Raw genomic sequence first — 13175 nt, forward strand, 5'->3', positions numbered from 1 at the left:
TTTTCCTTTGATATAATTCGGAACAATTTAGAACGAATTTCTAAAATACACACTGCAAGGAATCCTATCAATGGAAACACTCAATCTGCGTCCACATCATCTTTTATGTACTCGTGCATTTAAAGGTAAAGGCTATTCTCCTGTATTTGTCGAAAATATGCAGCATATTATCAATCGGTTAAAAACCGGCTGCGATATTACCTTAATTACCGGCGCCGATGCCATTTGCGACCCTTGTCCCGAAAGAATCGGAAATCACTGCCGCTTGGAAGCAAAAGTAACGGGTTTTGATGAGGCTGTCCTATTGCAGTTTGGATTGGAAAGAAAAACATATACTTATACCGAAATAGAAGAGGTACTTACGGCTCGATTAACCGAATCCGTATACGAGTGCATTTGCTGCGGCTGTGAATGGAAGCAAACCGGCATCTGCTGCTATGCCGATGTTCAACGGTCTTTACTCGCAAAATAAAATAAGAGGTCGTGCCAGTTGAGCATAAACTTTCCAGCGCTTTTGAAAATAGCCTGTCCAGAAGTGTACATCCGTGTACACTTCTGGACGCGAGTTTTTGCGGAGCAAAAACGTCGCCGTTGGATGAAACCACGGACCTCCCTGTCCGTTCTGAAACTACAAGGCGCGAGCACAAATTAACCGCAGGCACGGTACAAAATGTACATCCGTGTACATTTTGTACCTACGTGTTTGCAGAGCAAACACGCTACTGCATGGAAGCACCGTCATCCGTGGCGGTTCTGCTACGTTGAGCATTTATTGCAGAAGCGGCATGGATGCCGCTGGTTATATCAGAAGCGATGTTTCGACAACGTCGAAACTCGCAGCCAAAAGTGTACAAGGATGTACACTTTTGGCAAGGCAACGTAGTAGATGTGCCGTATATTTGCAAAAGATTGACTGATTTTACTCCAGATACTATAATACCCCGATATGAAACGTAAATTGATAACTTCAGCTCTTCCTTATGTGAATAATATCCCGCACCTTGGGAATTTAATCCAAGTCTTGTCCGCCGATGTCTTTGCACGTTTTTGCAGGCTCCGCGGATATACGAGTTTATATGTATGCGGTACCGACGAATACGGTACGGCAACTGAAACAAAAGCCCTCGAAGAAGGGAAAACGCCGCGCGAATTGTGCGACTACTACCATGCGATCCACCGCGATATTTATCATTGGTTCAATATTGCGTTTGACTACTTCGGGCGCACCTCCACACCTCAGCAAACGGAGATTGTACAGGGGATTTTTAAAGATATTGAAAAAAACGGCTTTATAAAAGAACATTCGATGGAACAGCTCCATTGTGCACACTGTAACCGCTTTTTGGCAGACCGCTATGTACGCGGTACCTGTCCCCACTGCGGGTACGAAGACGCGCGCGGCGATCAGTGCGAAAATTGCGGCAAGCTACTGGAGCCGACCGAGCTGAAAGCTCCCCGTTGTTCAACCTGCGGAGCTGCTCCGGAGCCGCGCAGCACCAAGCACCTCTACATCGATTTGCCGGGCATCGTGCCGCAGTATGAACCGTGGATGCAGAAAGCGAGCGTAGAAGGTCAGTGGAGCAACAACGCCGTGCAGATGACCAAAGGCTGGCTGCGCGACGGTTTACAGGAACGCGCCATCACCCGCGACCTTAAATGGGGCATCCCCGTTCCGAAAGCGGGCTTTGAAGATAAGGTGTTCTATGTCTGGTTCGATGCTCCGATCGGCTATATCTCTATTACAAAATGCTTTACCGATTTAACCGGAGCCGATTGGAAGAACTGGTGGCTTGAGCAAAATGATATCGAGCTGTTTCAGTTTATCGGAAAAGACAACATCCCCTTCCATACGGTGATTTTCCCCTGTTCGCTCATCGCATCGGGGAAGGATTGGGTAAAGCTCCATCATATTTCAAGCAGTGAGTACCTCAATTACGAGTCCGGCAAATTTTCAAAATCGAAAGGAATCGGCGTGTTCGGTTCCGATGCAAAGGATTCGGGGATTCCGGCGGATATGTGGCGCTTCTATATCTTCTATAACCGCCCCGAAAAGAACGATGCCCTGTTTACATGGAAGGATTTTCAGGAGCGCGTAAACAGCGAGCTGGTCGGGAACCTGTGTAATCTGATAAACCGGACGCTCACCTTTGTGTCGCGCTATTATGACGGCGTTATCCCGCAGCGGGATGGGATGGCTTCCGCCCGTGAGGATGTCCGCGCGGTAACGGAAGGCTTGCGCGCTGCAGCAAAGTACAGTATTGAAAAAATCACCGCACTGCTTGAAGAAGCGGAACTGCGCGATGCCTTCCACGAGCTGTTTACACTTTCCTCCGTTGCCAACAAGGCGTTCCAAGACGGAGAGCCGTGGAAAAACCGCGAGGCTGATCCCGAAAAAGCGGAGGCGCTTCTCTTTGAACTGTGCTATTTAATCAAGGATTTACTGATATTGATGCACCCGTATATGCCGGAATACGCCGATGCGGTTGCTTCGTTCTTAGGTATTAAGATATGGTCGGGTAATGTCTTTGACTGGGAACATTCCGTGCAGCCCCGTCCCGAAAATACCCTTGCGTGGGAAAACCTCTTGGAGCGGAGCGGTTTGGAGCGGGTACAAAAACCTGCAATCATCTTTAAAACGCTGGAAAACGATGCGATTGCCGCATACCGTGAACGCTATGCAGGAAGTCAGAAAGAACGTGCCGCGCAAGCCGGAAAACAGGCTGCGGGAAAGCAAGCAGGCGGAGAACAGGGCGGAAAAAAACAGCAGAATGCAGGAGGCAAAACTACCTCCGGAAATGCCGCTCAAAAATCGCCGGAAAAGCAGAAAGCCAAGCCGGAATGGGCGGATATTCCTCCCGAACAGCTGTTTACCGATTATATTTCGTTAAAAACCGCGAAAATCATTTCTGTGGAAAAACACCCCGATGCGGATAAGCTCTTTGTGGAAACCATTGACGACGGCTCGGAAGGCGGGCGGGTTATCCTGTCCGGCTTAGCGCCGTATTTTGCTCCGGAAGAGTTGGTTGGTGCGGATATTATTCTTGCAGAAAACTTAAAGCCGCGGAAAATGCGCGGTATTGAATCGAATGGGATGCTCTTAGCGTCCCATTATACCGATGCGGACGGAACCGAGCGGGTTGAACTGGTCGGTATGTCCGGTGCGGCTGCCGGTACGCCGGTAACACTGGAAGGCGCCGAAGCAGCTACGCCGCCGGTACAGAAACCGCAAGCCATCGATGCGGAGCTATTCTTTGCAGTGCCTTTCACGGTAGAAGATTTCCGCGTATGCGCCGCCGGAAAACAGCTGTTGGTAAACGGCAAACCGCTCGTAATGAAGCATATTAAATCCGGCACGGTACAGTAAGCGGCACGCATACATCCGTGAGAATACACGGATGTATATTTTTCAATAACAGTAATTGATAATGAGGAAGCTATGAAAAGAAACATTGTATCGATTATTATGACTCTTGTCGTTTTAGCAGTAGGTACTTCCGCTGTTTATGCAGAAAATGCCGGAACATTAAAAAAGCTTCTTATGAGCTTGCCTGATAAGGCTTTTCCGGATACCTTGAACGAAATAAAGAACAGTGACGGTATCGACTCTCTCATTGAAATATGCGATGAAGAAAACCGCTACTTGAGCTTTAAAGCGGTAGGCGATGTCGACTATTGGGAAATGTGTTACTGGAATCTGAAAGGCGGCAAGGAAAAACTGATTTTAGTGAATTCTGAATTATTTCCGTCTTTTTATCTTTATACCAACGGTAAGGCTTTAAAAACCGAAAAATTCGGTATTCGGGATATATGGAAAAAAATCGGAGGATCTTCTTGGGAGAATTTTGATCAGTATATGCAATTCTTCCCACCGCGCAGCGGAACTGCAATTACGGTAATACTCAACAATCAGGATTGTATGATTTTTAAGTGGCAAAATGAAGCATTTGTTTGCCTTACCGATTACCCGAAAAAAAAGAACAATCATCAAACTTTGGCACGAAGCTTTGCCGCTGCCTTAAATACCCAAGACACCGACACTTGCCTGCAATATATTCTACCGCAGTATATTTCAGAACAATGTATGGATATACTTGAAGGCAGAACAGAGCAGTTTATCTGCGAACTTATCGGCGGTGGAATTGAAGACACAGGCGAGTTCATTACGCCCTCGAGTTTAAAGGATATAAAGAAAGCAACATATAAGTATGATCCCGATAACGGTTTTGCGAACCATATCATTTTTATTCAGCTCAAAGACGGACGTTCGTATCACTATTATATGAGCTTTGAAAGTGTTGAAGCAGATATGCAGACAATTCCGTATATAACAGGAGCTATGGGGTAACAACTCGTCGGGTATTTCTATCCTGAATCTAAGTGGTTTATAGCTTGACAAAAGCCGGTATTTTGAGATAGGCTATATCATTGTGTTTTGTCGTACGCGGCTTTCATCTTGATGAAGTACGGCAAGCATAATACGGTAAACACCGATAAAATCAGTGTATTTTTGGGTGTTTGCTATGCTCTTTTTTATCGTTCCCTAATAAAAGAGACTACTGTAACACCGCTGCGGTGTTCTTATTAGATTTACGAGGTGAAAAATGGCAACAAGACAGCCGAAAGGTAAATTGGTCCGCCGATTCGGATCAAATATTTTTGGAAATCCTAAGTACAGTAAGTTATTGGATAGAAAACCAAATGCTCCCGGGAAGGAACGCGGCGCTAAACAACGTGGAAAGATTTCTGTTTACGGTGAACAATTAAAAGAAAAGCAGAAATTCCGCTTTGCGTATGGAATGTCCGAGCGTCAGTTCAGCAATCTATTCCAAAAAGCATTTAAGATGTCCGGTGTTACCGGCGACAATATGCTCTCATTAATGGAGCAGCGGTTGGATAATACCATTTATCGAATGGGATTTGCGGTAAGCCGTGCACAGGCACGTCAGATGGTTTCTCATGCTTATTTCTTACTGAATGGTAAACCGGCAAATATCCCGTCTATGCGTGTTAAAGTCGGTGATGTTATCACGACAAAAGATAAGAAAGGCTTCCAAAATCTTATCCGGCACAATTTAAGCACTGTACAGGGGGCAAAAGGCGTTTGGCTTTCCGTTAATGATGAAAATTTATCTGCAACGGTAACGGCGCTTCCCACTCCTGCCGATATTCAACCGGTCGGTAATATTCAATACGTCGTTGAATTCTATTCTCGGTAGTACATACGAGATCTAAAATTTAACATTGACAAAAGGCTTCCTAATATATGCCGTATGTGCATAAGCAGGAAGCCTTTTTATTTATAGGTCGCGCAAATAGTATGTTTCCGCATTTAACAAAAATTGATTTCCGTGGTCAGTGTTCCTACTTGTAAAACCGTTGTAAAACTCGTATAGTAAACCTGTTCGACAACGATGTTATCGAACAGGTCTAGTATTGGCCATACTTAAAGCATTATGGAAAAGGGAGTGGGGGTATGGATAAATATGTATGCGATTTATGCGGTTATGAGTATGATCCTAATACCGGCGATCCTGAAGGCAACATTAAACCGGGTACTCAATTTGAAGATTTGCCCAATACGTGGGTATGTCCGCTCTGCGGCGTTTCGAAGGAAGGATTTAAAAAGGTTTAAGCGAGGAGTGTAAAATCAACAACCCCGACGCAGAGCGTTGCCGAGAAACGGCAGGTATTAAACCCTCCGCACGAATAAAAGCCGTACAAATAGCATGGCTTTTATTTACTCAAGTTTGCTCAAACGCAAACTTGTATATCATAAGCACGTTCTCACTTCGTTGCGAACGTGCATAAAAAGTCAATCGAAAGTTGATACTTTCTTCTTGACTTTTTATGGGAGCAGTATATGACAAAAAATGATTTTATCAGCACAATCGGATATGACGGTGCCGCTGCGGTAGTCGATAAAGAACGTCGAGCTAAAAACGGCGGTAAGACTTTGTCGGAATTACTTGAGGCAGGCGCTTTTCGCAGTGCAGCGGCTTTTGCTGTCTATGATGATTCTCAAGAGGAGCTGCAGACTGTTACAGATTATTACAATAAATTAGCCCATTCCGATTATACCGCAGAAAATATCTTGCGGGTATTCGGTATCACTAAAACCAATAGTAAAAAAATAATTCTTCTATAAATAAATACTCTTGGGAACCTTAAAAACTTCAGTTTTTAGAGGTGAGCTTTGCTCACCGGTTTTCCCTTAGATTTAATTTGCGATGTTTTGTTTTGAATGCGCCTCTAAAATGTTTTACACAAAGGAGTTGTATAATGTCGTATCCTTTTAGCGATATTGAAAAAAAATGGCAAAAATATTGGAAAGATTATAAGACGTTTAAAGTAACCGAGGATGAAAATTATCCGCCGGAAAAACGGGCGTATGTATTGGATATGTTTCCGTATCCGTCGGGAGCAGGTTTGCATGTCGGGCACCCGGAAGGATATACGGCAACCGATATTTATTGCCGGTACCTCCGTATGAACGGATACGCGGTGCTGCACCCGATGGGCTTTGACTCCTTCGGCTTACCGGCAGAAAATTACGCCATTAAGACCGGTACTCACCCGCGTATTACGACAAAAGAAAATATCGATACCTTCCGGAGGCAAATACAGGCGTTCGGTTTTTCCTACGACTGGGATCGCGAACTTGCAACTTCTGATGTGGACTATTACCGCTGGACACAATGGATATTTTTACAGCTGTATAAAAAAGGTTTGGCCTACGAAACGGAAGCGCCGATTAACTGGTGCCCGAGCTGCTTAACCGGCCTTGCGAATGAGGAAGTGAAGGAAGGATGCTGCGAACGATGCGGCACACAGGTTGTCCGTAAGAATGTCCGGCAGTGGATGCTCAAGATCACTGCGTATGCGGAGCGGCTTCTTGAAGACTTGGAAGAACTGGATTGGCCGCAATCCGTTAAGATGATGCAGCGGAATTGGATCGGCAAAAGCACCGGAGCAGAAATAGACTTTCACCTTGCCGCTCCGTATGAAAACGAAAAGATTACCGTGTATACTACTCGGCCGGATACTATTTTCGGGGCGACCTACCTCGTGCTTGCTCCGGAACACCCGCTCGTCATGCGTATTGTCAGCGGGGAGGAAAAAGACGCCGTGCAGCAGTATATTGACGAGACGGCAAAGAAAACCGACCTTGAACGGACTGAACTTGCAAAAAAGAAAACCGGCGTCTTTACCGGCGCATACGCGGTAAACCCGTTGACAAAAGAACCTATTCCGATTTGGATTTCCGATTATATTTTGGTTTCTTACGGAACCGGCGCCATTATGGCGGTTCCGGCGCATGATGAGCGCGACTGGGAGTTTGCTCAAGTTTTCTCACTGCCGGTTATTCAAACGGTTGCCTCAGAGGCTGAATGGAAGGAAAAGGGAGCGGCGGGCGATTACCGCGCAGTACCGCAAGCATGTACCGCAGCCGACGGTTATGCGGTAAATTCAGGCGAATTTACCGGACTGCCGACACGGGAAGCAATAGAGCGTGTTACCGACTATGCTGCCGCCAACGGCTTTGGAAAAAAGGCCGTTAATTATAAGCTCCGCGACTGGGTATTCAGCAGGCAGCGGTACTGGGGAGAGCCTATTCCGTTGGTGCATTGCCCGAAATGCGGCGTCGTTCCGCTGGACGAAAAGGATTTACCGCTCGCCTTGCCTGAAACGGACAGTTACACCCCTTCCGACACGGGAGAAAGCCCTCTTGCTAAGATACCCGAATGGGTGAATACCGTGTGTCCGCACTGCGGAGCTCCCTCCCGCCACGAAACAAACACCATGCCTCAATGGGCGGGTTCCTGCTGGTACTATCTCCGCTACCTCGATCCTCATAATGCACACAGTTTTTGCGCCAAGGAAAAAGAAGCGTATTGGATGCCTGTTAATCTCTACGTCGGCGGCGCGGAACATGCGGTACTCCATCTCCTTTATGCCCGCTTTTGGCACAAGGTACTGTACGATTTAGGCGTGGTGCATACCAAGGAACCGTTCATGCGGCTCGTGAATCAGGGGATGATCACTTCCTTTGCCTATCAGCGTTCAAACGGGTCGCTCGTGCCGGTCGATGAGGTTGTGCAGACCGGCGATGATGCTTTTGAAGAAAAGAGTACCGGCGAAAAGTTGAAGCGGGTTATCGCAAAGATGTCGAAGAGCCTAAAAAATGTCATCAATCCTGATGAGATGATCGCTCAATACGGCGCCGATTCGTGCCGTATGTATGAGATGTTCATGGGGCCGCTCGATATGTCAAAGCCGTGGAACACGCAAGGGTTGATCGGCATTTTCCGCTTCTTGGAGAAAATCTGGGCTATTTCCGAAAAAGAGCTTATTTCCTGCCCGGTAAACGACATGAGTACGCCGGAACATGCGGAAATTACCAAGCTCCTCAATAAGACCATTAAAAAGATAACCGAAGATACCGCATCGCTCAACTTCAACACGGCAATTAGTCAGATGATGATTTTTGTTAATACACTTGGAAAATATCAAACCGTACCCCGCTTTGCATGGGAGGCATTTGTCAAGCTGCTCGCGCCCTACGCACCGCACCTCGCCGAAGAGCTGTGGGAGAAGTTGGGGCATACGGAAACAATTGCATACACGCAGTGGCCGATGTTTGTCGAAAAGTTTTGCATCGATTCCGAATGTACGATTGTGGTGCAAATCAACGGAAAGGTACGCGATAAATTTCAAGCTGCCGTCAATTTGCCGAAAGATGAGCTTGAAGCGCTCGCGTTAAAGACGGAAGGAGCCCAGCGCTTCCTTAGCGATAAACAGCCTAAAAAGGTTATCGTTGTGCCGAATAAGATTGTGAATATCGTTCTTTAATGCCTTTTGAAATATACGGTGCATCTACTGCGTCGCACGGCAAAAAAGTGTCCTCAACGTATCAAAGATACGCCTGCGGTACTTTTTTGCCTAACTCCTTGTATCTGTGCCGTTTATTTCAAAAGGCTTACGGCAAATGATGTTTCAGAACTGCCACGGATAGCAGTGGTTCCACGCAGTAGTAAGTTTTTCGTTAGAAAAACTTATCGTTGGCAAGCGTACACGGATGTACACTTGCCAACAGCGACATGGACGTCGGTGGTTTTATACAGTAGCGAGATTTGGGCTATGCACAAATCTCGTCGTTAAAAAGGCTTGCGGCAAGCTCTATACCGCATGCTGCTACTGAAAAACCAATTGCGTTGTGCACAAATCAGACAGGTCAATATTACTTATTCAGAACGTTTTCGTTTAAGCATTGCTTTACGAAAGCGCAACAATTCGGCAGCCTCGAAATGTGAAAATTTCTGTGTTGCCGAATTTATAAGAATGCTTTTTTACGCGGGCATAAAATTATCGCCGTTACCAAAGAATTTGTTGCAGCAGGAGAAAACAGTTTTTATTCAGAACTATGTCTTGGAACAAAGGCGGGTTCTTAGGGTAGATTTGGGAGAGGAGTTACTTTTAACCCTAAAGGAAGAAACTTGCGGCAAAACCGCAAGCGGTGTTTCGTTTCTGGTTTTTTTGTTCAAACCGAAAGGAATATACCTTTCACAAAAGAAAAAGAAACGTCTTAAAAACCGTATTAAGCAATACCGCTACAAGCATGAAAGCGGTGTGTGGACAGAAGAGGAATATGCTTTGCACATTACACCTGTGCTTGCGCACGTTGCAATCAGCCGCTGTAGGAAGTATTGCAATAGGATTTTGTAATTAAAAAACTCAAATTTTCTCAATTTTCTTTAGCCATTTTTGCATCCGTGATGTATATAGAGATATATATTCACGGAGGTAGAAGATGGCTCAAAAACCATTTGAAGAATTAACCATTTCTGACGATTTTATGTTCTGTAAGGTCATGGAACATGAACCTATCTGTAAAGAATTCCTTGAAATGCTTTTTAGCATCAAGATCGAGAAAATCACGTATTTGGCATCCCAGAATACCGTTACCACTAATTCGGGAGCAAAAAGCATCCGTCTTGACGTATTGGTAAAAGACGAAGCAGGGACTTCCTATGATATTGAAATGCAAGTTGCTAACCAATATAACATTCCGAAACGGATGAGATACTATCAAGCCGCTCTTGACGTTGCATTTCTTGATCAGGGATATTCTTATAAGGCGCTAAATGATAGTTTTATTATCTTTATTTGTTTGTTTGATCCTGTAGGAAAGAATCGAGCTATCTACACGTTTGAGAACGTTTGCATAGAAGATAAAACTATCCTCTTACAGGATGGAACAAAAAAGATTATACTGAATGCAAATGCGTTTAACACAGCAGATAATAAAGACTTACAAGGTTTTTTACAGTACGTCAAAACCGGTAAGGTAACGACTGAATATACAGGGAGGATAGAACAGATGATACAGACGGTAAAACAGAACGAATTAGCACGGAAAGAATACCATATTTTACCGGCAGCTCTTATGGATGCCTTTGATGAAGGGGAAGCAAAAGGTTCCCATCAAGCAAAGATTGAAACGGCAAAAAATCTTCTGCAATTCGGCTTATCTGTGGAAAATATCGCAAAAGCAACAGGCCTAAATAAGGAAGATGTAGAAACACTGATTTAATTGGCAATGCATTAATTCGTTGGGCAAGGAAAGTGCAACAAATTCGGTGAAGCGTCGTTGAGCAGTTGTACATCCTTGTACAACTGCTCAACAAGGTTAATCGATTAAGCTGAAACGGTCGGCGATGGTGCCTCGCCATTCTGCTCGCTGGTTTTTATCTTCCCATTCAATGATTCTAACGATTGTGAATTCTTTCATTGTTACCATTGAAGCGTATTTGATAACGGCAAATCTACCTTGTCCGATGTAAGAAATCGCTTCATTTTCCTGTAATGTTTCGTTTTGCTTTAAAAAATTCAATACACAATCAAAATGCACGGGATTGCCGTCTGTTTTATCCGCTAATGCAGCGCTTAAATCTTTGATAGGCTTGCCGCATCGTGCGCAGGTAAAAACTTCGACCGGTTCCTCGTGCTGCGAGTTGAGATACGGTTTATTATTCACCGCGGTATTTTCTGTATAACGGTTTTCTTTCCTATGTCCCCGCCTATTGCTCATATTATTCTTCATCCTTCATATACATCATCTGTTCGGTCAATATCGATGCTAATCGATATATGGCAGCTTGAATATATGTCTCATCCTTGAGTTTTGTTTCCATTTCGCGAAAATCAGATTCGGTAAAGTATTTACGGGGAGTATACCGCTCTTTCTTTGGAAACACGCCAACATTCATACATAATCCTCAAAAGCATTCTCTAGATGCAAAGGCTCAGCTGCTTCTATCGTTCGTGGATCAAACGGTAACACAAGAACATCAAACCGTATATGCATCTTGTTATATTTTCGATGAGTTAAGAGAAAATATTTAGCGGTTTTACAAATCCTTTCTTGTTTTCTATTTCCGACAATAATATCCAAGTCTGTAAGCGGCGTATGGGGTAATGTTTTTACTTCAAAGAAGATAAGCGTTTCGTCTTTTTCCGCTATAATGTCGATTTCCCCTGTTCTGGTTCGCCAGTTCCGGGCGATGATGGAATACCCTTGCCGTTCAAGCCATTTTTCTGCGAATGCTTCACCAGCCGATCCCAGCCGCTCTTCCATCACTTTTTTTGCTGATACTGCAGTGGGTCAATAGCCTTGACGATAAAAGTATTTTTGTGTTCCTTCAAATCAATGAGTTTGCCCTTATTATTGGGATAAAGGTGTCCGGTTTCATCGATGAGTACTCTAATCAGCGGGCGTAAGGGAGCTTCGGGAGTTATACCCACAACACGGACGATGGAGGTGTCGTTCATCAAAACTATTGAGCCGATGGGATATACACCAATACTCTGAATCATCGCTTTGATGACTTCATAATCAAAGCGGCGGCCTTTATCTGCGAGCAGCGTCTTCATTGCATCATAACCGAGCAATGCACTGCGATAAGCCTTTCGTGCGGTCATTGCGACAAAGGCATCTACAACAGCGATAATACGAGCCCCTATTTCAATGGACTCTTTATCAAGCCCGTTTGGATATCCTTTGCCGTCCCAGCGTTCATGGTGCTCGAGAACAAGCATTGCAACTCGTTCGGTATATACAAATTCCGATAATACAGCTTTATAGCCATAGATGGTATGAGCCGCAACAGTCTGCATTTCAGTATCTGAAAGCGCTGTCTTCTTGCTTAAAATATTATCGGGAATTCTCAGCATACCACAATCATGCAGCAGGGAAGCGAGTACTACATCGTCAATATAATCTTCAGGCAGATTCATAAAATTTGCGATGGTTTCAGCTAAAATAGCAGTATCGATGAGGGCTTTTGCCATATCTCGTTCAGGAATTTGGGCTGATAGGATAAATGAAATAGCGAGCGGTCTATTAGCTGCAAGCAAATTACGGAGCCTCAAGGCTATTCCGTCTATAGGCCGCGGTGATATGGGTTTTCTTTTTTTTACCTCGGTTAAAAAGATATCCAGTGTTAGGATAATTGCCAAATATTCGGTATACAGTTCACTATGGGTTAAAATATCCGGCAGCTGTAAAATAGTATTTTCTTCTGCTGTTTTCTTTCGAGTGTTTTTGTTAGCTGTTTTAGCAGTTGAAGCTCCACCTTCGTCGGGTAGTGCATCTAATTCTTCAACCAATTCTGCTACTTCCGCTCTCTTTTTTATGATTTTACCGGCGATCATAACAAAAGGCACTTTCCATTGCTTTAATACCGATAGTTCACGTTCAGAAACCGGATACCCTTTGCCGAGGACTTTGTTCTTACCGTCATCAAAGAAGAGCGACTCTGAAAATATCATGCCTTCTTTTAAATCTTCTACTTTAATTCGCCTAAGCACCGATTATCCCATCCTTTTTTTGAAGAAATGCAAAAAGAGCGGCAACCGCTTGATACGTTTCTTCAGGAATACAAGAGCCTATTTCAGCTTCAACCAACACTTCCGCCAACAGAGGGTCATTGATGAGGGGAATATGACATTTATCGGCAATTTCCCGTATCTTTTGCGCAACTGCACCGCGTCCTGAGGCGGTAATCAGCGGAACACTCTCCCCAAATGTATATGACAATGCTACCGAACAGTCTTGTACTCTGCTCATATTATCGCTTTTTATCTTCACGGTAATATAAAAAAGCCATACCCACTCC

The 13175-nt window shown here is 44.6% G+C and carries 13 protein-coding genes; 8 read left to right on the forward strand and 5 right to left on the reverse strand.

The annotated features are described in order from the left end of the window. The first annotated feature begins 70 nt into the window (after positions 1–70). The 8 genes from DWB79_RS08140 (at position 71) to DWB79_RS08175 (ending at position 10591) form a co-directional block, all read left to right on the forward strand. On the forward strand, positions 71–472 hold the full coding sequence (locus DWB79_RS08140) for a DUF1284 domain-containing protein (RefSeq protein ID WP_016523559.1): 402 nt from the start codon (positions 71–73) through the stop codon (positions 470–472). A 474-nt stretch (positions 473–946) separates the two neighbouring features. After that, entirely contained in the window at positions 947–3364 is a 2418-nt protein-coding gene (gene metG, locus DWB79_RS08145; RefSeq protein WP_016523560.1) for a methionine--tRNA ligase, read from the forward strand. A gap of 72 nt (positions 3365–3436) precedes the next feature. Next, positions 3437–4345, forward strand: a complete 909-nt coding sequence (locus DWB79_RS08150) for a hypothetical protein (protein ID WP_016523561.1) — start codon at positions 3437–3439, stop codon at positions 4343–4345. A 256-nt stretch (positions 4346–4601) separates the two neighbouring features. After that, the gene (rpsD, locus tag DWB79_RS08155; RefSeq protein ID WP_016523562.1) at positions 4602–5216 is read left to right on the forward strand and encodes a 30S ribosomal protein S4; all 615 of its coding nucleotides are present in this window, start codon (positions 4602–4604) and stop codon (positions 5214–5216) included. A 257-nt stretch (positions 5217–5473) separates the two neighbouring features. Next, complete coding sequence (rd, locus tag DWB79_RS08160; protein WP_016523563.1) at positions 5474–5632, forward strand: rubredoxin; 159 nt, start codon at positions 5474–5476, stop codon at positions 5630–5632. A 228-nt stretch (positions 5633–5860) separates the two neighbouring features. After that, the gene (locus DWB79_RS08165) at positions 5861–6145 is read left to right on the forward strand and encodes a hypothetical protein (RefSeq protein WP_016523564.1); all 285 of its coding nucleotides are present in this window, start codon (positions 5861–5863) and stop codon (positions 6143–6145) included. Positions 6146–6279: 134 nt separating this feature from the next. Continuing rightward, positions 6280–8850, forward strand: a complete 2571-nt coding sequence (gene leuS, locus DWB79_RS08170; protein WP_016523565.1) for a leucine--tRNA ligase — start codon at positions 6280–6282, stop codon at positions 8848–8850. A gap of 958 nt (positions 8851–9808) precedes the next feature. Next, positions 9809–10591 carry an Rpn family recombination-promoting nuclease/putative transposase gene (locus DWB79_RS08175; protein WP_016523567.1) on the forward strand — a complete coding sequence of 261 codons (783 nt, stop codon included), beginning with the start codon at positions 9809–9811 and terminating at the stop codon, positions 10589–10591. A gap of 96 nt (positions 10592–10687) precedes the next feature. Here DWB79_RS08175 and DWB79_RS08180 read toward each other — a convergent pair whose 3' ends face one another. Genes DWB79_RS08180 through DWB79_RS08200 form a run of 5 tightly spaced genes read right to left on the reverse strand, consistent with a single transcriptional unit; the run spans position 10688 to position 13126 of the window. Further along, positions 10688–11035 carry an LIM domain-containing protein gene (locus tag DWB79_RS08180; RefSeq protein ID WP_252722475.1) on the reverse strand — a complete coding sequence of 116 codons (348 nt, stop codon included), beginning with the start codon at positions 11033–11035 and terminating at the stop codon, positions 10688–10690. 55 nt (positions 11036–11090) lie between these two features. After that, the gene (locus DWB79_RS08185; protein WP_016523569.1) at positions 11091–11267 is read right to left on the reverse strand and encodes a hypothetical protein; all 177 of its coding nucleotides are present in this window, start codon (positions 11265–11267) and stop codon (positions 11091–11093) included. Further along, positions 11264–11635: a YraN family protein gene (locus DWB79_RS08190; protein WP_016523570.1), complete on the reverse strand. Its 372-nt coding sequence runs from the start codon at positions 11633–11635 to the stop codon at positions 11264–11266. Before DWB79_RS08190 ends, DWB79_RS08185 begins: the two co-directional genes overlap by 4 nt. Next, positions 11635–12867 (reverse strand): HD-GYP domain-containing protein, encoded by a 1233-nt coding sequence (locus tag DWB79_RS08195; RefSeq protein ID WP_016523571.1) that lies wholly within the window; start codon positions 12865–12867, stop codon positions 11635–11637. Before DWB79_RS08195 ends, DWB79_RS08190 begins: the two co-directional genes overlap by 1 nt. Next, positions 12860–13126, reverse strand: a complete 267-nt coding sequence (locus tag DWB79_RS08200; protein WP_016523572.1) for an EscU/YscU/HrcU family type III secretion system export apparatus switch protein — start codon at positions 13124–13126, stop codon at positions 12860–12862. The genes DWB79_RS08195 and DWB79_RS08200 overlap by 8 nt, the downstream gene beginning before the upstream one ends. Positions 13127–13175: the final 49 nt, after the last annotated feature.

The organism is Treponema medium, assembly GCF_017161265.1.
GTDB lineage: Bacteria > Spirochaetota > Spirochaetia > Treponematales > Treponemataceae > Treponema > Treponema medium.